23 protein-coding genes are annotated in these 18,614 nt (G+C 67.5%); 10 read left to right on the top strand and 13 right to left on the bottom strand.

Annotated features, from left to right (window positions below; translation table 11 throughout):
• Positions 1–7: 7 nt before the first annotated feature.
• Both VH569_RS04200 and VH569_RS04195 read right to left on the bottom strand, forming a co-directional pair.
• On the bottom strand, positions 8–130 hold the full coding sequence (locus tag VH569_RS04200) for a hypothetical protein (protein WP_423314262.1): 123 nt from the start codon (positions 128–130) through the stop codon (positions 8–10).
• A gap of 105 nt (positions 131–235) precedes the next feature.
• Positions 236–415 carry a DUF3553 domain-containing protein gene (locus tag VH569_RS04195; RefSeq protein WP_109047905.1) on the bottom strand — a complete coding sequence of 60 codons (180 nt, stop codon included), beginning with the start codon at positions 413–415 and terminating at the stop codon, positions 236–238.
• 122 nt (positions 416–537) lie between these two features.
• On the opposite strand from VH569_RS04195, the gene VH569_RS04190 reads away from it, so the two are divergent.
• Positions 538–1,221 (top strand): histidine phosphotransferase family protein, encoded by a 684-nt coding sequence (locus VH569_RS04190; protein WP_423314261.1) that lies wholly within the window; start codon positions 538–540, stop codon positions 1,219–1,221.
• 27 nt (positions 1,222–1,248) lie between these two features.
• On the opposite strand, the gene VH569_RS04185 is transcribed toward VH569_RS04190, so the two are convergent.
• Entirely contained in the window at positions 1,249–1,422 is a 174-nt protein-coding gene (locus VH569_RS04185) for a hypothetical protein (RefSeq protein WP_174474538.1), read from the bottom strand.
• A 205-nt stretch (positions 1,423–1,627) separates the two neighbouring features.
• Between VH569_RS04185 and VH569_RS04180 the strand changes: the two genes are divergently transcribed.
• From VH569_RS04180 to VH569_RS04160, 5 genes are all read left to right on the top strand, one after another.
• Positions 1,628–4,405 (top strand): chemotaxis protein CheW, encoded by a 2,778-nt coding sequence (locus VH569_RS04180; RefSeq protein ID WP_423314260.1) that lies wholly within the window; start codon positions 1,628–1,630, stop codon positions 4,403–4,405.
• Positions 4,402–4,902, top strand: coding sequence for a chemotaxis protein CheW (locus VH569_RS04175; protein WP_109047908.1), 501 nt, complete (start codon positions 4,402–4,404; stop codon positions 4,900–4,902). The genes VH569_RS04180 and VH569_RS04175 overlap by 4 nt, the downstream gene beginning before the upstream one ends.
• 90 nt (positions 4,903–4,992) lie before the next feature.
• On the top strand, positions 4,993–5,358 hold the full coding sequence (locus tag VH569_RS04170) for a response regulator (protein ID WP_045583532.1): 366 nt from the start codon (positions 4,993–4,995) through the stop codon (positions 5,356–5,358).
• A gap of 63 nt (positions 5,359–5,421) precedes the next feature.
• Positions 5,422–6,588 (top strand): protein-glutamate methylesterase/protein-glutamine glutaminase, encoded by a 1,167-nt coding sequence (locus VH569_RS04165; protein ID WP_395457478.1) that lies wholly within the window; start codon positions 5,422–5,424, stop codon positions 6,586–6,588.
• Positions 6,585–7,424: a CheR family methyltransferase gene (locus VH569_RS04160; protein WP_423314259.1), complete on the top strand. Its 840-nt coding sequence runs from the start codon at positions 6,585–6,587 to the stop codon at positions 7,422–7,424. The genes VH569_RS04165 and VH569_RS04160 overlap by 4 nt, the downstream gene beginning before the upstream one ends.
• 71 nt (positions 7,425–7,495) lie before the next feature.
• Here the strand turns inward: VH569_RS04160 and VH569_RS04155 are convergent, their stop codons facing one another.
• The 4 genes from VH569_RS04155 to ctrA all read right to left on the bottom strand — a co-directional run bounded on the left by VH569_RS04155 (position 7,496) and on the right by ctrA (position 9,302).
• Positions 7,496–7,720, bottom strand: coding sequence for a hypothetical protein (locus VH569_RS04155; RefSeq protein WP_098736191.1), 225 nt, complete (start codon positions 7,718–7,720; stop codon positions 7,496–7,498).
• 48 nt (positions 7,721–7,768) lie between these two features.
• Positions 7,769–7,981, bottom strand: coding sequence for a hypothetical protein (locus VH569_RS04150; RefSeq protein WP_423314258.1), 213 nt, complete (start codon positions 7,979–7,981; stop codon positions 7,769–7,771).
• Between the two features lie 113 nt (positions 7,982–8,094).
• Positions 8,095–8,304, bottom strand: coding sequence for a cold-shock protein (locus VH569_RS04145; protein WP_012977930.1), 210 nt, complete (start codon positions 8,302–8,304; stop codon positions 8,095–8,097).
• Between the two features lie 257 nt (positions 8,305–8,561).
• Positions 8,562–9,302: a response regulator transcription factor CtrA gene (ctrA, locus tag VH569_RS04140; protein ID WP_098736190.1), complete on the bottom strand. Its 741-nt coding sequence runs from the start codon at positions 9,300–9,302 to the stop codon at positions 8,562–8,564.
• 268 nt (positions 9,303–9,570) lie between these two features.
• Here ctrA and fliI point away from each other — a divergent pair, with 268 nt between their 5' ends.
• Positions 9,571–10,908 (top strand): flagellar protein export ATPase FliI, encoded by a 1,338-nt coding sequence (fliI, locus tag VH569_RS04135; protein WP_423314257.1) that lies wholly within the window; start codon positions 9,571–9,573, stop codon positions 10,906–10,908.
• Positions 10,905–11,339 carry a flagellar export protein FliJ gene (locus tag VH569_RS04130; RefSeq protein ID WP_377811530.1) on the top strand — a complete coding sequence of 145 codons (435 nt, stop codon included), beginning with the start codon at positions 10,905–10,907 and terminating at the stop codon, positions 11,337–11,339. Before fliI ends, VH569_RS04130 begins: the two co-directional genes overlap by 4 nt.
• A gap of 59 nt (positions 11,340–11,398) precedes the next feature.
• Here VH569_RS04130 and VH569_RS04125 read toward each other — a convergent pair whose 3' ends face one another.
• The 3 genes from VH569_RS04125 to VH569_RS04115 all read right to left on the bottom strand — a co-directional run bounded on the left by VH569_RS04125 (position 11,399) and on the right by VH569_RS04115 (position 13,489).
• Positions 11,399–11,989: a hypothetical protein gene (locus tag VH569_RS04125; protein ID WP_423314256.1), complete on the bottom strand. Its 591-nt coding sequence runs from the start codon at positions 11,987–11,989 to the stop codon at positions 11,399–11,401.
• A gap of 130 nt (positions 11,990–12,119) precedes the next feature.
• On the bottom strand, positions 12,120–12,350 hold the full coding sequence (locus VH569_RS04120; RefSeq protein ID WP_109096470.1) for a hypothetical protein: 231 nt from the start codon (positions 12,348–12,350) through the stop codon (positions 12,120–12,122).
• Positions 12,351–12,496: 146 nt separating this feature from the next.
• Complete coding sequence (locus VH569_RS04115) at positions 12,497–13,489, bottom strand: LysR family transcriptional regulator (RefSeq protein WP_423314255.1); 993 nt, start codon at positions 13,487–13,489, stop codon at positions 12,497–12,499.
• 173 nt (positions 13,490–13,662) lie between these two features.
• Between VH569_RS04115 and VH569_RS04110 the strand changes: the two genes are divergently transcribed.
• Positions 13,663–14,835, top strand: coding sequence for a mandelate racemase/muconate lactonizing enzyme family protein (locus VH569_RS04110; protein WP_423314254.1), 1,173 nt, complete (start codon positions 13,663–13,665; stop codon positions 14,833–14,835).
• Positions 14,836–14,973: 138 nt separating this feature from the next.
• Here the strand turns inward: VH569_RS04110 and VH569_RS04105 are convergent, their stop codons facing one another.
• Complete coding sequence (locus tag VH569_RS04105; RefSeq protein ID WP_395457489.1) at positions 14,974–15,183, bottom strand: hypothetical protein; 210 nt, start codon at positions 15,181–15,183, stop codon at positions 14,974–14,976.
• Between the two features lie 229 nt (positions 15,184–15,412).
• On the opposite strand from VH569_RS04105, the gene VH569_RS04100 reads away from it, so the two are divergent.
• Entirely contained in the window at positions 15,413–15,967 is a 555-nt protein-coding gene (locus VH569_RS04100) for a carbonic anhydrase (protein ID WP_423314253.1), read from the top strand.
• Positions 15,968–16,035: 68 nt separating this feature from the next.
• Here VH569_RS04100 and nadC read toward each other — a convergent pair whose 3' ends face one another.
• Both nadC and VH569_RS04090 read right to left on the bottom strand, forming a co-directional pair.
• Complete coding sequence (gene nadC / locus VH569_RS04095) at positions 16,036–16,869, bottom strand: carboxylating nicotinate-nucleotide diphosphorylase (protein ID WP_423314252.1); 834 nt, start codon at positions 16,867–16,869, stop codon at positions 16,036–16,038.
• On the bottom strand, positions 16,854–18,503 hold the full coding sequence (locus tag VH569_RS04090; RefSeq protein ID WP_423314251.1) for an L-aspartate oxidase: 1,650 nt from the start codon (positions 18,501–18,503) through the stop codon (positions 16,854–16,856). The genes nadC and VH569_RS04090 overlap by 16 nt, the downstream gene beginning before the upstream one ends.
• Positions 18,504–18,614: the final 111 nt, after the last annotated feature.

Raw genomic sequence — 18,614 nt, 5'->3', positions numbered from 1 at the left:
TGTTCCTTTAAAGGCGGACGGATGTGCTGGAATAGCGCTCCGCGGTCGAGTGGCTCATCGTGTTCAGCACCGCAGCCGTGCCCAGCGCGATCACCGCCGCGGCGGCGAAGCCGAGGATCATTGCCTTCATTCCATCACTCCCTGACACATGCGCGACTTCGGTCGCATAAAAGCAAAGCGGCCGCGGCGGCGCAATCCGCGCTTTCCCGGACGCCGGAGACCCGACCGAAGCCGCTCAGATCCCGTCGGGATCGACCAGCGTCAGCGAGATGACGTCGCTGTCGATCAGCACCTTGCCGGCATGCTCGAAATTGACGGTGATGCGGTTGCGGATGGCCGACTGTACCTGTCCCAGCCCCCAGTCGGGCTGGTCCGGGTGGCGCACCCAGGCGCCGGGCACCAGCGAATCGTCCATGTCGGGTCCCATCCATCGCGCTATTGTACATAGGAAATGCGACCGCCTGTGCGGCGGCGCCGGGAAAGTATAGAATCTCCGGCACCGCGCCGTCGCCGTTCCTTTTTTCCGGAGTCTGCCTCGTGACCGAATCGTCCTCCCTCCCCGTCAGCGTCGACATCCGCGTTCTGGAACTGCTGGCGTCGAAGCTCTGCCACGATCTGGTCAGCCCGGTCGGCGCCATCCGCAACGGGCTGGAACTGATCGAGGAGATGCAGGAGGACGAGGATGGCGGGCCTGCCGTCGGCGGATTTCTCGGCGAGGCGGTGAAGCTGATCGACCATTCCTCCGGCCAGGCCGACCGCCGGCTGCGGGTGTTCCGGCTGGCCTATGGGGTGGCGGGGCGCGACCAGAAAGGCTTCGCCGACGCCCGCGCCGCCGCCGCCGGCTATGTCGAGGGCGGACGCACCCGGCTGGACTGGCCGGAACGGGTGCCGCACGACATGACCGCCCAGCGCCGCGGCGTGGTCAAGCTGGTGCTGAATCTGGTGATGCTGGCGGACGAGGCGCTGACCCATGGCGGGCTGGTCTCCGTCGCCGCCGACGGCGACGAGACGGCGGGCCGCATCACCGTGACCGCCGCCGGCCGGCCGGGCACCCTCAAACCGGAGACCGCGGCGGCTCTGGCCGGAACGGCGACGGCCGAGGCGCTGAGCCCCCGCACCATCCACGCCTATCTGGCCGGCCGGCTGGCCGAGAGCGACGGCTTCCGCATCGCCGTCGCCACCGAAAGCAGCGAACGGCTGGTCTTCACCGCGGAGTGGTGAGGCGTCCGGCTGCTCTTCCGGCCCCGTCTACAGCTGTTTGAAAATCCGCGGCTCCACCACGACCTGTTCCACCCCGCCGGTGGTCTGGTGGGCCGTGGTGCGCAGCGTGATCGCCAGATTGTGGCGCGCGGCCTCCGCCAGCGCGGCGTTGAGGCGTTCCACGGCTTCGCGCACGGATTGGGCGATTTCGGCGTCGCTCATCGATCCTCCCTGTGACAAAGGAACCCCGATCCTACCGGTAGCAGCTCCCGGAAGACTCCCTATCGGAAGAGGTAAGGTTCTCTTAATCAGTGTTTGACAGGCTCCCACCCTACCTGGACTGGAGCGCAACCGGCAGCCTTTCGATGCTGCCCGTTCGAGCCGCAGGCCGGCGCGGACCATAAACATTGGGCCTGGGGAATGCGACATGGATGATCTGCTGTCCGAATTTCTGACGGAGACCAACGAAAACCTCTCGGTGCTCGACGTCGAGCTGGTCAGGTTGGAGCAGAATCCCAACAATCCGGAACTGCTGTCGAACATCTTCCGGCTCGTCCACACCATCAAGGGAACCTGCGGCTTCCTCGGCCTGCCCCGCCTGGAAAAGGTGGCGCACGCGTCGGAGAACGTGCTGGGCAAGTTCCGTGACGGCGAACTGACGATCAATCCGGAAGCCGTTTCGCTGATCCTGCAGGCTCTGGACACCATCAAGAGCCTGCTGGCGGTGCTGGAAGCGACCGAGGCGGAACCGCCCGGCGACGACCTGCCGCTGATCGAGCGGCTGAACCTGTGCGCCGAAGGCAAGCTGGGCGGTCCCGCCCCGGCCGCCGCCGCGCCGCCGCCGCCGCCGACCGCCCCTGCGGTTGCCGCGTCGGAATCCCGGCCGGTGACGATGGACGAGCTGGAGGCGCTGTGGAACTCCACGCCCGGCCCGAACGACATTCCCGCTCCGGCGGCCGGCACCGCGGTCGCCACCCGCGCGCCCGAGCCGGCCGAGGAGCCCGCCCAGTCGCACGACCTCGTCGTGCCCGATGCCGAGCCGGCCGCCGCCAAGGTGCCGGCGCCGGTCGCCCCGATGGCGGGTGCCTCGGGCGGCGGCAACGCCGGTGCCGCCGATGCCGGTGCCGAGGCCGCGACCAAGGAATCGGCGGTCGCCGCCCAGACCATCCGCGTCAACGTCGACCTGCTCGAAAACCTGATGACCATGGTGTCGGAGCTGGTGCTGACCCGCAACCAGCTGCTGCAGATCCTGCGGTCGCAGAAGGAGAGCGAGTTCGCCGCACCGCTGCAGCGCCTGAACCACGTGACGTCGGAGCTGCAGGAAGGCGTCATGAAGACGCGCATGCAGCCCATCGGCAACGCCTGGGCCAAGCTGCCGCGTCTGGTGCGCGATCTGGCGCATGAACTGAACAAGAAGATCGACCTCCAGATGCTCGGCGCCGACACCGAGCTGGACCGCCAGGTCCTGGAGCTGATCAAGGATCCGCTGACCCACATGGTGCGCAACAGCGCCGACCATGGGCTGGAGATCCCGGCGGAGCGCGTGAAGTCCGGCAAGACGGAGACCGGCCGCATCACCCTGAACGCCTATCACGAGGGCGGCCACATCATCATCGAGATCCAGGACGACGGTAAGGGCCTTGCCATCGACCGGATCAAGCAGAAGGCGATCCAGAACGGGATGGCGTCGGAAGGCGAGCTGGCCTCGATGACCGACCAGCAGATCATCCAGTTCATCATGAAGCCGGGCTTCTCCACCGCCGCCAAGGTCACCAACGTGTCGGGCCGCGGCGTCGGCATGGACGTGGTGAAGACCAACATCGAGAAGATCGGCGGCACGATCGAGATCAAGTCGGCCCAGGGCAAGGGGTCGACCTTCGTCATCAAGATCCCGCTGACGCTGGCCATCGTCTCGGCCCTGATCGTTGAATGCGCCGGCGAGCGCTTCGCCATTCCGCAGATCAGCGTGGTCGAGCTGGTGCGCGCCGCCGCCGACAGCGAGCACACCATCGAGCGGCTGAAGGGCACCCCGGTCCTGCGTCTGCGCAACCGCCTGCTGCCGCTGGTCTCGCTCCAGCAGCTGCTGCGGCTCGACGACAGCGAGGACGCCAAGAAGCCGGCGGACGAGACCTTCATCGTCGTCACCCAGGTCGGCACCTACACCTTCGGCATCATGGTCGACCGCGTGTTCGACACCGAGGAAATCGTGGTGAAGCCGGTGGCGCCGATCCTGCGCCACATCGAGATGTTCTCGGGCAACACGATCCTGGGCGATGGCTCGGTCATCATGATCCTGGACCCCAACGGCATCGCGTCGGCCACCGGCGAGATGGCAATGGGCGAGGCCGCGGGCAAGGAGACCACCGCGGTCCAGACCCAGCGCCAGGAGGACAAGATGGCGCTGCTGCTGTTCCGCGCCGGCGAGGGCGCGCCCAAGGCGGTGCCGCTGTCGCTGGTCGCCCGCCTGGAGGACGTCGATCTCGCCACGGTCGAGATGTCGAACGGCCTGCCGGTGGTCCAGTACCGCGGCAAGCTGATGCCGCTGGTGCCGATCAACCCGAACTTCGTCATCGCCAACGAAGGCCGCCAGCCGGTGCTGGTCTTCGCCGACGGCGACCGCTCGATGGGCCTGATCGTCGACGAGATCGTCGACATCGTGGAGGAGAAGCTGAACGTCCAGCTGGCCGCGGAGCGTCCCGGCCTGATGGGGTCGGCCATCATCGCCGGCAAGGCGACCGAGGTGATCGACGCCGGCTTCTTCCTGACCCAGGCCTACAAGGACTGGTTCGGCTCCTCCACCCAGGAGGGGTTCGAGGAGGAGAAGCTCCAGCGCGTGCTGCTGGTGGACGACAGCCCCTTCTTCCGCAACCTGCTGACGCCGCTGCTGTCGGTCGCCGGCTACGACGTGACGGCGGTGGAGAATGCCGGCGACGCGCTGGCGCTCTGCGAGGCGGGCGAGGACTTCGACGTCATCGTCTCCGACATCGAGATGCCGGGCATGAGCGGCTTCGACTTCGCCGAGGCGGTGCGCCACGGCAGCCGTTGGCAGCGCGTTCCGATGGTGGCGCTGTCCAGCCACGCCAGTGCCCGCGATCTCGACCGCGGCCGGATCGCCGGCTTCAACGACTATGTCGCCAAGTTCGACCGTGACGCGCTGCTCTTCGCGCTCCAGCAGACGCTGACCGACCAGAAAGGTGCCGCATGAGCAACGCCAAGCTGCCGTCCACCGTCCGCAAGTCGCGGGGCGACGATCTCGTCGTCTCCGGCAACCAGGACTTCGTGACCATGACGATCGCCGACCAGATGTTCGGCATCCCGGTCCTTCAGGTGCAGGACGTGCTGGGCCATCAGCGGATCACCCGCATCCCGCTGGCCCCGCCGGAGGTCGCCGGATCGCTGAACCTGCGCGGCCGCATCGTCACCGCCATCGACGTCCGCCTGCGGCTCGGCCTGACCGGCCGTCCGAAGGACAAGCCCGGCATGTCGATCGTCGTCGACCTGCGCGGCGAGCTGTACAGCCTGATGGTCGATTCGGTCGGCGAGGTGCTCAGCCTGACCAAGGAGGACTTCGAACGCAACCCGGCGACCCTGGATCCGCGCTGGCGCGAGGTGTCGACCGGAATTTATAGGCTGAACGGCCAGTTGATGGTTGTGCTGGACGTGCCCCGTCTGCTCAACTTCACAACCATCGAGACGGCCTGACGGTTTGCGGCGCCCTGCCCCCCTGGGGAAGGGCGCCGCACCGGTCGGCCGGCTTTCGCCGACGAACAGATGACCTGAGGCCCTGCCGCAATGAAATCCTGCCTGGTGGTCGATGACAGCCGCGTTGTCCGCAAGGTCGCGCGCAAGATCCTGGAAGAGCTGAATTTTGCCTGCTCGGAGGCGGAAGACGGCAAGCAGGCGATGGAAGCCTGCGCGGCGCAGATGCCGGACGCCATCCTGCTGGACTGGAACATGCCGGTGATGACTGGGATCGAGTTCCTGCGCCGGCTGCGCAAGATGAGCGGGGGCGAACAGCCCAAGGTGGTGTTCTGCACGACCGAGAACGATCTTGCCCACATCCAGGAGGCGCTGTCCGCCGGGGCCAACGAGTACATCATGAAGCCCTTCGACAGCGACATCATCCAGACCAAGTTCGCGCAGGTCGGCCTTCTGTGACCCCGAACGGGATGTCAGGAGAGCCAGCGTTGAACCAGTCGAGTTGAAAGGCGAATCGCCGTTATGTCGGACAGTTTTGGCAGAGGCCCCCTCACCACCGCGCGACCGGCCAACCCGGATCCCGTCCGGGTCATGGTGGTGGACGACTCCGCCGTCATCCGCGGCCTGCTGACCCGCGCGCTGGAAGGGGACCCGGACATCCGCGTCGTCACCTCCGTCGGCGACGGCCAGATGGCGGTCAATTCGCTGCAGCGCAATTCCATCGATGTCATCGTGCTGGACATCGAGATGCCGGTGATGGACGGGCTGACCGCCATCCCGAAGCTGCTGGCGGTTGCGCCGCAGGTGAAGATCATCATGGCCTCCACGCTGACGCTGCGCGGGGCCGACGTGTCGATCCGCTGCCTGTCGGCGGGTGCGGCCGATTACATTCCGAAGCCGACCTCCACCCGCGAGATCGGCGGGGCGGAGGACTTCAAGCGCGAGCTGGTCGCCAAGGTCAAGGCGCTGGGTGCCGCCGCCCGGCGTGCCGGATCGCGCTCGCGCGGCGAGATCCGGCCGCTGACCCCGGCGGCTCCGCTGGGGCTGCTGAAGCGCGAGGTCGGGCCGATCGTCACCCGGCCGACTCCGGCCGGCACCATCGCCACCAAGCCGGACGTGATCGCCATCGGCAGTTCCACCGGCGGGCCGCAGGCGCTGTTCGAGGTGCTGTCGCACCTGAAGGCCGGCGTCAGCCAGCCGATCCTGATCACCCAGCACATGCCGGCGACCTTCACCACCATCCTGGCCGAGCACATCACCCGCCAATGCGGGATCGATGCGCGCGAGGCCAAGGACGGCGAACCGATCGTGCAGAACCGCTGCTACATCGCGCCCGGCGACTTCCATATGCTGGTGACGCAGCGTGCCGGCGCCAACGTGATCGCGCTCAGCAAGGATCCGCCCGAGAATTTCTGCCGCCCGGCGGTCGACCCGATGATGCGGTCGATCCTGAAGGCCTTCGGCGGCCGCAAGATCCTGGCCTGCATCCTGACCGGCATGGGGCAGGACGGGCTGAAGGGCTGCACCGACGTGGTCAATGGCGGCGGCACACTGATCGCCCAGGACGAGGCATCGAGCGTGGTCTGGGGCATGCCCGGTGCCGTGGCGCAAGCCGGCATCTGCAACGTCATCCTGCCGCTCAAGGAAATCGGTCCCCACATCCGCAAGCTCGCTTCGAGGGCAGCATGAGAGTCGAAGATTTCGACATGTTCTCCACGCTGCTCAAGCAGCGTTCCGGCCTGGTCCTCACCCGCGACAAGGCGTATCTGCTCGAATCCCGGCTGATGCCGGTGGCGCGCAAGTGGAACATGAAGGGGCTTGATGAGCTGGCGACCACCGTCCGCACCCGCAAGGACGAGGCGCTGCTGCGCGACATCACGGAGGCGATGACGACCAACGAGTCGTCCTTCTTCCGCGACCAGAAGCCGTTCGACCAGTTCCGCCAGCTGGTGCTGCCGAAGCTGATGGAGGCGCGGGCGGCCAAGCGCAGCTTGCGCATCTGGTCGGCCGCCTGTTCGTCGGGCCAGGAAGCCTATTCGCTGTCGATGATCCTGAACGACGAGGCGGCGAAGCTGGCCGGCTGGCGCATCGAGATCGTCGGCACCGACATCTCGGCGGAAATGGTGGAGCGGGCGAAGGCCGGCGTCTACACCCAGTTCGAGGTGCAGCGCGGCCTGCCGATCACCATGCTGGTGAAGCATTTCAAGCAGAACGGCGACAAGTGGCAGATCAGCCAGCAGCTGCGCCAGATGGCGTCGTTCCGCGAATGGAACCTGCTGGGCGATTTGTCGGCGCTGGGACAGTTCGACATCGTCTTCTGCCGCAACGTGCTGATCTATTTCGACCAGCCGACCAAGGCGAAGGTTCTGGAATCGATTTCCCGCCAGATGCCGCAGGATGGCGTTCTGTATCTGGGCGGTGCCGAAACGGTGCTGGGCATCACCGATAAGTTCAAGCCGGTGGAAGGCCAGCGCGGTCTCTACAGCCTGGGCGGCTTCTCGGCCGCCGGTGCCAAGGTGGCGTAAGGGGCCTCAGGAGGGGCGTCTTCAGAAGCGACGGGGGCGGGGAAGCCGCCCCCACTCGAATCGGTGAAAAATCAAGCCGACGGCGTGATCGACTTGATCGGGCCACGCGGATTGCCGGACATTTCGGCGATCTTGCGGTCCTGCGCTTCGATGTACGTGCGGATGGAATTCTCGCGGTCGAACTGATCGATGTCGGTGGTCGGCACCTTGCGGTTCGAGGTGCGTGCACCGTCCTGGTAAATCACGTCGAAAAGCGCGAAGGCGTTGTCGACGGGCTGTTTCTTCTGACGGGCCATGGCCTGTCCTCCGTATGATCGCGGTCGGCCGCGCCTGCGGCCGTCCGTTCAGGCATTGTTGGTGTCGGTTTTGGTCTCGGCATCGGCATCGGCATCGGTGTCGGTCGTCAGGGACTCGTCCTGCGTCTCCGTCCCGTCCGGATCGCCGGCGCGGCGGGCGGCGACGCCTTCCTCGCGACGCTGAAGCTTTTCCTGCTTCCTCTGTTCCTTGGCCCGGTTGCGCTCAGCCCGCTGCTGGTTGTAGTTCGGTTTGAAAGCCATCGCGGATCTCCTCTGGGCAGAGCCCTGCATCTGGGCGACAGGGACTTGTTCAACACGGAAAAAGGGCACCGGTTTCCCGATGCCCCTTTTTCCGCAGGTCGGCGGTCAGGCGGTCAGACCGCCTTCAGATTTTCCGCCGAGGTCTTGCCACGCTTCGGATCGCGCTGCTCCTCGTAGGAAATCTTCTGGCCATCGACCAGGCTGCGCAGCCCGGCGCGTTCGACAGCGGAGATGTGAACGAACACATCCGGGCCGCCGCTTTCCGGCTGAATGAAACCGAAGCCCTTGGTGCTGTTGAACCATTTGACGGTGCCGACGGGCATGTCTGTCTCCCATAACGCAAAGGGCGCCACACCACCGGTGCGGCGCATCAGACTGGGTGTGGGATTGGCGGCCCCCAGGTGCTCGCGATCGAATTTGGCGATGGCGAAAAAAGGGAGGCTGAGCGTGGGGGCGTTTGAAGGCCCCGCAGTCCGAAGCAGAATGACCCACCAGATATGGCAACGCCCGGTCCGGCTTTCAAGGTGAAAGACGGCCGGGCGTTGAGGGGCGGCAAAAGAAAAGCGGAAGCGCTGAAGAATCAGCCGGCGGCCTGTTGCTGCGGCACGCGCGGCGGCGGCGGGGGATTGCCTTCGACGATTTCCTCGTGCGGGTCGCGCAGCACGTAACCGCGGCCCCACACGGTTTCGATGTAGTTGTCGCCCTGGGTGGCGGCGGCCAGCTTCTTGCGCAGCTTGCAGACGAAGACGTCGATGATCTTCAGTTCCGGCTCGTCCATCCCGCCATAGAGATGGTTCAGGAACATCTCCTTGGTCAGCGTCGTGCCTTTGCGCAGGCTCAACAGCTCCAGGATGCCGTATTCCTTGCCAGTCAGGTGCAGCGGCGACTGGTCGACCTCCACCGTGCGGGTGTCGAGGTTTACGGTCAGGCGGCCGGTGCGGATGATGCTGTCGGAATGGCCCTTCGACCGGCGGACGATGGCCTGGATGCGGGCGATCAGCTCGCGCTTGTCGAACGGCTTGGTCAGGTAATCGTCGGCGCCGAACCCCAGGCCCTTGATCTTGTTGTCCATTTCGGTCAGGCCGGACAGGATCAGGATCGGGGTGGTCACGCGCGCGGCGCGCAGGCGGCGAAGAACCTCGTAACCGTCGATGTCCGGCAGCATCAGGTCGAGAATGATGATGTCGTAATCGTAGAGCTTGCCGATCTCGAGTCCGTCCTCACCCAGGTCGGTAGAATCGACGATGAAACCTTCCGTGTTCAGCATCAGCTCGATGCTTTTGGCGACGGAGGAATCGTCTTCAACCAGCAGAACCCTCATGGCGATATCCCGACGTTTGATGGCGCGCTTTCGCTACCCGACCCCGGAATGGTCCCCGATCCTTGATGACCGATTTCAACCATCCCGTTTACACAAGTTAACAGACGATTCAGCTTAACGCCAGTGCCAAGCGCTTACACAACGTTAATCCTTCCATCGCAAGATGCGATCATGGTGGTTAACGTCGCCTCCGTCCACAGAGCTACCACTTAATAGGAGCGCGTCCCGTCTTGGGACCGCCTTCCCTGGAAACGCCGGTATCCGATCCATGACGTTCGATATCGATCAGTTGATCCGCGACATCGACCAGATCCCGGACTCCAGCCGGTACGGCCGCGTCACCGCCGTGTCCGGCCTGATGGTCGAGGTCGGCGGGATCGAGAAGGAACTGTCGGTCGGCGGCCGCTGCATCGTCGAGACGCGCGACCGCCGTCAGGTCCCGTGCGAGGTGGTGGGCTTCCGCCAGGGCCGGGCGCTCGCCATGCCCTTCGGTGCGCTGGACGGGGTGGGGCTGGGCTGCCGCGCGCTGGTGGCGGGCGATCAGGCTCGGATCTTCCCGACCGACGCCTGGCTCGGCCGCGTCGTCAACGCGCTGGGCGAACCGGTGGACGGCAAGGGGCCGCTGCCCAAGGGGCCGCAGGGCACGCCGATCCGCAACACGCCGCCCAACGCCCATTCGCGGGCCCGCGTGGGAGAGAAGCTGGATCTGGGCATCCGCGCCATCAACGCCTTCCTCACCTGCTGCCGCGGCCAGCGCATGGGCATCTTCGCCGGATCGGGCGTCGGCAAATCGTCGGTCATGTCGATGCTGGCGCGCTTTTCCGCCGCAGAGGTCGCGGTGATCGGCCTGATCGGCGAGCGCGGGCGCGAGTTGCAGGAATTCATCACCGAGGATCTGGGCGAGGAGGGTCTGGCCCGCAGCGTCGTCGTCTGCGCCACCTCGGACGAAGCGCCGCTGATGCGCAAGCAGGCCGCCTACATGACGCTGGCGGTCGCCGAGCATTTCCGCGACCAGGGCCGCGACGTGCTGTGCATGATGGACAGCGTCACCCGCTTCGCCATGGCCCAGCGCGAGATCGGCCTGTCGGCCGGCGAGCCGCCGACGACCAAGGGCTATCCGCCGACCGTCTTCGCCGAGCTGCCGCGCCTGCTGGAGCGCGCCGGTCCGGGCGTGGTCGGGGCAGGCACCATCACCGGCCTGTTCACCGTGCTGGTCGACGGCGACGACCACAACGAGCCGATCGCCGACGCCGTGCGCGGCATCCTGGACGGCCACATCGTGATGGAGCGCCAGATCGGCGAGCGCGGGCGCTATCCCGCCATCAACATCCTGCGCAGCGTGTCGCGCACCATGCCCGGCTGCAACACGGCGAACGAGAACGAGCTGGTCGGCCATGCCCGGCGCCTGCTGTCGTCCTACGACAACATGGCGGAGATGATCCGGCTGGGCGCCTACCGCCGCGGCACCGACCCGCAGGTGGACGAGGCGATCCACTTCCAGCCGGCATTGGAAGCCTTTTTGAAGCAGAGCAAGCGCGAGGCCACCGATCTGGAGACCAGCTACGCCATGCTCGCTGAAATCTTTGGGGTGCAGTGGCCGCAATGAGCCTGAAGACGATCATCCGCCTGCAAAAGCTGCAACTGGACGAGAAGCGTCGCGTCCTGGCGGAACTCCATACGCTGGCCGACCGGCTGCGCAACGAGATCGAGAAGGTGAAGCAGGAGATCGTGCACGAGCAGGAAACGGTGCGCGACGACTTTTCCGTCTCCTTCACCTATTCCAACTTCGCCCAGGCGGCGATGGAGCGTGGCCGCAAGCTGGGCGAATCGCTGGGGCAGGTGGAGATGCAGATCAACATCGCCACCGACGAGATGGCCGAAGCCTTCCAGGAGCTGAAGCGCTACGAGCTGGCCGAGGAAGAGCGGCTGAAGCGCGAGCGCGACAAGCAGAAGCGCAAGGAGGCCGCCATGCTGGATGAAACCGCGCTGGTGGGGTTCAGGCGCCGGCAGGCGGAGGAGGAGGCGACCGGGGGGTGAGGCTTACGGGCGGGGCAATCAGACGCGCTGCCCGGTTCGAAGCTGCCCGGTCAAGCCCTTCAGACGGTCACCGAAACCAGTCCGCCCGGCGACCCGCCGCTGTATCCACCTATCGTGGCCGGTGTGAATCCGCTTGTCGCCGGTGCCGCGGCGGTCGACGCCGACGCCGTCCCGCTGCTGCCGGAAGCGCTGGCGAAGGACACGCCAATCGACGCGCTGGCCGCCGTGCTGGTCGTCGTGCCACCGGACACGGCCCCGCCCGCCGTCGCGCCATAGCCGCTGCCGGGCGATGTCCCGGTGCCGCCGGCCGATCCGTCCGAGTTGCTCTTCGCCGCCGCCGCTTTCCGCTCGTCCTCCTGGGACAGGCGATTGGCGGTGCGGCGGTATTCCTCGACCACGCGCTGGGACGGGATCTGGTCCTGGGTTTCGCCGGTGTCGAAGTCGCGGAAATACAGCACGGCCACCCGCGCGCCCTGGTCATAGCGCAGGAAGGGGCTGATGAAGCCGGCGCCGGAGGATTTTCCCGTCTCGCCGGAGGCCGTGTTGCCGGTGCTCTCGTCTGATGGCGACGGGGAAGCGGTGCCGGCTTCCGTCGGCTGGAGAGCCGTCGGGCGGACTGCCGTCGAGCTGGAAACGCCACGGATCTCCATCGCTGCCTCCCGCGCTTCTTGCCCGCTTTCCAGGCGTTGCCCCTGGGACAGCCCCTTGGCGGGCACCGCCCCTCGATGATCTCCTTGACCGACCCTACCGCACCGACCCTGCCGCGCGATCCGCTACGGATCAGACCGTGATGTTCAGGTTCTGGCCGCGGGTGGCGGTGGTGTTGCCGCCGCTCGATCCGCTCTGGGCCGTCTGCGCCTCCTGCTGGCGGCGGGTGCGCTCGGTCTGGTCTTCCTGTGCGGATTCGACGGGCGAGGTCGACCGCTGCGCCGCGGCCGGGCCGCTGCTGAGCGGGGTGACGTATGGCTGCTGCTGATAGCCGCCGATGCCGCCAATGCTGCTGACGCCCATGATCGTTCCTCCGGTCGCTGACGCGACGCTTCTCAACCCAACTAGGCAAATTTTGCCTGACCGAAAGGGTTAGCGCCAGCGAAATCGCTTCGATGGAGAAGCTTTATCGGGAATGTCAACGATCAAAGTGACTTGCGGGCAAAGGGTCACAACTCTTTTTCGGCGGTCGATTCCGCTCCGGCAACCTGCGCTGCGGGTTCCGGCGGCGACTCGGCGTTCCGCCACAGGGCGGCTTCGACGGCCAGCGTCCAGAAGCTTTCGGCCGCCTTGCTCTGGCGTGCGCGCGGGCGGACCAGCCGGATCTGCACCGGCACGGTCCAGCGTTCATCGCCGGAAGGCACGCCGGCGCGCAGCAGGGTGCCGCGCGCCAGATCCTCGGCGATCAGGCTTTCCGGCAGCCAGGCCACGCCGCGCCCGTCGCGCGCCAGCGTGCGCAAGACGGCGGCAAGGTGGGAGGTGAAGACGGTGTCCAGCGCGGTCGGCAGCGGCTGCGCTGCCCGCACCGCCTCCAGGATGCGGCCCATGCCGGATTCGCGGCTGTAGGACAAATGCGGCAGCGCTGTGTCCTGACCGTCCGCCAGCAGATGGCGCGGCCGCCCGCCGGCATCGGGGGCGGTCACCGCCAGCAGCCGGTCGCCACCGACGACGACGGAGCGGAAGGACTCCGCATCCAGCCGGCCGGCCGCCGCCGGATGGGCGTGGCAGAGCAGGAACTGCGCCTGGCCTGCCAGCATCAGCCGCTCGCAGGCCTCCATGCTGTCCGACGACAGGGTGATGGCGCCCAGCCTTGCGCGGGCTTCCAGCGCCCGCAGCCAGGACGGGAAGAAGGTCAGCGACAGCGCATGGGTGGCGGCGAAGCGCAGGGTCGCCGCCTCCGACTGGGCGGCGAGCCGTGCCTCTTCCCGGCCTTGCAGCAGGCGGCGCACGGTCTCGTCGGCGAAGGGGCGGAAGCGCCGTCCGGCTTCCGTCAGGGTCACCGGCTGGGCGCTGCGGTCGAACAGCGGGGTGCCGGCCCAATCCTCCAGCGCGCGGATGCGGCGGCTGAAGGCCGGCTGGGTCAGGTGGCGCATGTCGGCGGCGCGGGAGAAGTTGCCGCAATCCACCAGCGCCAGGAAATCGTCGAGCCAGGAGAGTTCCATCGCCCAATCTTCGTCACGTCTGCCGGCCCGGCCCGGTGCCTGTGGGCGCCGCCCTCCGGCCACCCTATGCCGAACCCGCATGATGCGTTCCGACCTTGGCATTGGCCCGGCGGCCCGCAACATCCCTACAGTGCCGGCACGAAACGCGCCACCACGCTGCAAGGGAAACCGCCATGCGCATCGTCGAAATCCGCGAACAGACCGCCGGCATCAAGTCCGACATCGCCAACGCCTTCATCGATTTCAGCCAGATGACGTGCAGTGTCGTCGCGGTGGTCACCGACGTGGTGCGCGACGGCAAGCCGGTGATCGGCTACGGCTTCAATTCGAACGGCCGTTATGCGGCGGGCGGGCTGCTGCGCGAGCGCTTCATCCCCCGGCTGATGTCGGCGGCGCCCGACAGCCTGCTCGACGACACGGGTGAGAACCTCGACCCGTTCCGCATCTGGGCGCGGCTGATGACCAACGAGAAGCCGGGCGGCCATGGCGAGCGCTCCGTCGCCGTCGGCACCATCGACATGGCGGTGTGGGATGCCGTGGCGAAGATCGCCGGCGTGCCGCTCTACCGCCTGCTGGCCGACCGGTTCCGCGGCGGTGTGGCCGACGACAGCGTCTGGGTCTATGCCGCCGGCGGCTATTACTATCCTGGCAAGGATGTGACGGCGCTTCAGAACGAGATGCGCAGTTACCGCGACCGCGGCTACAAGGTCGTGAAGATGAAGATCGGCGGCGCCCCGCTGGAGGAGGATCTCCGCCGGATCGACGCGGTGCTGGAGGTGGTCGGGTCGGGCGAGAATCTGTGCGTCGATGCCAACGGCCGCTTCGACCTCGCCACCGCGATCAAATATGCCGAGGCGCTGAAGCCCTACGGCCTGTTCTGGTACGAGGAGGCCGGCGACCCGCTGGATTATGCGTTGCAGGCCGAACTCGCCAGCCATTACGACCGGCCGATGGCGACGGGCGAGAACCTGTTCTCCCACCAGGACGCCCGCAACCTGATCCGCCATGGCGGCATGCGGCCCGACCGCGACTGGCTGCAATTCGACTGCGCGCTGAGCTACGGTCTGGTGGAGTATCTGCGCACGCTGGACATGCTGAAGGACAATGGCTGGTCCAGCCGGCGGGTGGTGCCGCATGGCGGGCACCAGATGTCGCTGAACATCGCCGCCGGTCTGCATCTGGGCGGCAACGAATCCTATCCGGACGTCTTCAAGCCCTTCTGCGGCTTCGCCGACGGTATCGCAGTCGAGGATGGCCGCGTGCGGCTGCCCGATCTGCCCGGCGTCGGTTTCGAAGCGAAGTCGGAACTGTTCGCGACGATGAGCGGGCTGCTGGAAACCCGATAAAGGCACTCAGGTTTGGAATCCGGACCTGTTCCATTGGGAGACGGCATCGCCGATGTTCGATTCGGCCATTGACCGAGCGCCGCACTGTGTCAATCTGTTGGAGGTCGCAACGTTTCAGAAAGGAGGTGATCCAATGTCTCATGGAGCCAGTCCGGTCGTCGCCGCATTGTTCGGTCTCGCCACTCTCCTGACGGCGGGGATCGCCAACGCGGACTGTTCGCCCAACCACAGCGCGAGCGCGTCGCCGCCGCCGGCCTCCAGCACCGTCGGGTCGGCAGGAACACCGGCGCCCAGCAGCACGCGTGGCGGGTGACGGCCGAACGCTGACGACCAGGAAAATCCATGCACAGGAACGGGCCGCCCCTCACCGGGCGGCCCGTTTTCTTTGTCGGGTTCTTTGCCGGGTCCGACGAAACGAAACCCGGTTGTAGACAATTAAGCCCGAAAAATACCACAAGCGTAAATTTTTAGTACCTTTCCGCATGGTGGAAGGCACTATATTGAAATTTTTAACAAATCGATGCCACCATTGCGCGTGAAACCCCCGGCATGGGTCGGGGCGTGTTGGGAGGGCGCAATGGAACATTCGACCGGTCACCATCATGGCTGCTGCCAGGGCGAGCACAGCTCTCGCCGCGGTTTTCTGAAGCTGGCGACGCTGGGCGCCGGCGTGACGCTGATGGCACCGATGATGATGAGCCGTCCGGCTCAGGCCGGTGGTGTCGACACGCTGCTGCTGACCTGCATGGACTACCGGCTGATGGCACGGGTGGCCGAGTATATGGAAGGGCGCAGTCTCAAGGAGAAATACGATCACATCGTTCTGGCCGGCGCCAGCCTGGGCGCGCTGAACGACAAGAAGCCGGCCTGGGGCGAAGCCTTCTGGGACGAGGTGGAGATCGCCCGCGACCTGCATCACGTGAAGCGGCTGATCGTCATGGATCACCGCGACTGCGGTGCGTACAAGGCTTTCCTCAATCTGGATCTGGCCGCGGATCCGCGACGGGAAAGCGACGTCCATGGCCAGTATCTGACGAAGCTCAGGACGATTGCCAAGCAACGCCATCCCGATCTGGAGGTCGAGCTGCTGATTATGGATCTTGACGGCAAGGTCGAGACGCTGGCGGTCTGATCGCGTCGTGACGGCATGGCCGGCACTCCCGCCCCCGGTTCGGGGGAAGGAGTGCCGGCGGTCAGCCGTCACATATCCAAGCCGAGATCCAGATTCGGAGCGCTGTGGGTCAGCCAGCCGCAGCTGATCATGTCGACGCCGGTCTCGGCGATGGCGCGGACGGTGGCGAGCGTGACGTTGCCCGATGCCTCGGTCAGCAGGCGGCCGTCCACCATCCGCACCGCGCGGCGCAGCGTGTCCGGGTCCATGTTGTCGAGCAGCACGACATCGACCGGCAGGCCCAGCAGCTCGTCCAGCTGGTCGAGCGTGTCGACCTCGACCTCCACCTTCACCATGTGGCCGATGGCGGCGCGGACGCGCTCCACCGCCGGGCGCACGCCGCCGGCGACGGCGATGTGGTTGTCCTTGATCAGCACCGCGTCATCCAGCCCGAAACGGTGGTTGAAGCCGCCGCCCAGCTTCACCGCATGCTTCTCCAGAACGCGCAGGCCGGGGGTGGTCTTGCGGGTGCAGACGATGCGCGCTGTCGTGCCCTCCACCTCGCGCACCAGGGCGCGGGTGGCGGTGGCGATGCCGGACAGCCGGCCCATCAGGTTCAGCGCCGTGCGCTCCGCCGTCAGCAGGGCGCGGGCCTTGCCTGTCAGGGTGGCGATGGTGCCGCCGGGGGGCACGTCGTCGCCGTCGGCGCGCTCCACCGTCACCGAAATGCCGGGGTCGAGCAGGCGGAAGGCGATCAGCGCCGCCTCCAGCCCGGCGACGCGGCCATCCTTGCGGGCGGCGATGCGGGCGGTCGCCACCGCGTCGGTCGGGATGATGCTGTCGGTGGTGATGTCGCCCGCCCGGCCCAGATCCTCGACCAGGGCGGCGCGGACGATGGGCTCGACGGTCAGAGGATGCAGCATGCGGCGTCTCCGGGCAGGGGGCCGGCGGCGCCGGCCAGTTCGCTGAGGGTCAGGGTGCGGGAGATCGAGGCGGGATTCGGCAGGGGATGGTCGCTGCGACAATGGGCGCCACGGCTTTCCTCCCGCGCCAGGGCGGCATGGACGACCAGACGGCCGACCAGCAGCCGGTTGCGTGCCTCGCCCCAGTGCCGGACGATGTCCGGCGGAGCCTGGACAGTGCCGTGGGCGTCGCCGTCCTCGCAGCGGAGCATGTCCAGCGCCGCCGCCAGCCGGTCGAGCTTGCGCCGGGCGGCCAGCAGCCCCAGCCCGTCGCGGACCAGACCGGCCCCGTCATAGAGCGCCGTCCGCGCCTCCCCCCCGATGGCGTCGAGCAGGGCATGGCCGACATCGGCTGCGACCGCCGGCGGGTGGGGCAGGGCGAAGGGCGGCAGCGGTGCAAGCGGACGGTCCGCCACGTCGCGGGCGACGCGGGCGCCGAACACCAGCGCCTCCAGCAGGGAATTGCTCGCCAGCCGGTTGGCGCCGTGGACGCCGGTGCAGGCGACCTCGCCGCAGGCCCACAGCCCCTCCAGGCTGGTCCGCCCGTCGGCATCGGTGACCACGCCGCCCATATGGTAGTGGGCGGCCGGCGCCACCGGCATGGGCTCGGCGAACGGGTCGAGCCCATGCTCGGCGCAGAGCGCCAGCACGGTGGGGAAGCCGCCGGGCTTGGCGGCCAGCGCCGGACGCAGGTCGAGGAACACCGGCTCGCCCGCCGCGACGCGCCGGCCGATGGCGCGCGCGACCACGTCGCGCGGCGCCAGCTCCGCCAGCGGATGCTCGTCCGGCATGAAACGGCGGCCTTGACGGTCGAGCAGAAGCGCCCCTGCTCCGCGCAAGGCCTCGGTCAGCAGCGGCACCGGGTCGGCATCGACGGCCAGCGCGGTGGGGTGGAACTGGACGAACTCCAGGTCGGCGAGAGTGGCGCCGGCCCGCGCGGCGATGGCGAGCCCGTCGCCGGTGGCCTCCGCCGGGTTGGTGGTGCGGGCGAAGGTGGCACCGATGCCGCCGGTCGCCAGGATCACGCGCGGTGCCCGGTGCAGCACCCAGCCCTGCCCATGGCAGGCCAGCAGGCCGCAGACCCGGCCGTTGCGCAGGACGAGATCGACGGCGAAGGCGTCGGTCTCCACCCGCACCGAGGGGGTGGCGCGCAGGCGGTCCGCCAGGGCGGTGACCAGGGTGCGGCCGGTGGCGTCGCCGCCGGCATGGACGATGCGAGCAGCGCCATGGGCGGCCTCGCGGCCGAGCAGCGGCGAGCCGTCGGGCGCACGGTCGAAGGGCAGGCCGTCCTCCAGCAGCCGGCGGACCTCGGCGGCGCCGTCGCGGGTCAGCAGGGCCGCCATCGCCGCATCTACCAGACCAGCCCCGGCGGCGACGGTGTCGGCGGCATGGTCCTCCGGCCGGTCGCCGGGACCGACGGCGGCGGCGATGCCGCCCTGGGCGTAGAGGCTGGAGCCGCCGGGCAGGCCGGGGGTTTTGGTGATGAGCGTGACCGCGCGCGGCGCCAGTTGCAGCGCCGCGGTCATCCCGGCAAGGCCGGAGCCGACGACGATCACCTCGGCATCGCGGACATCGTAAGGCGTGTTGGAGGTCATAGGGGGACTCCTGACTCTCCCTCTCCCGCCCCGGGAGAGGGAAGGGGCCCAAGCGGAGCTTGGGAAGGGTGAGGGGTGAGGCGAGGATCAGAAATCCATGTCCGGATAGCC

The organism is Azospirillum sp. 11R-A (assembly GCF_049472615.1).
Classification (GTDB): Bacteria; Pseudomonadota; Alphaproteobacteria; order Azospirillales; family Azospirillaceae; genus Azospirillum; species Azospirillum palustre.
The sequence above is the reverse complement of the archived record's forward strand: the minus strand, read 5'-3'. Positions and strand labels throughout refer to the sequence as shown.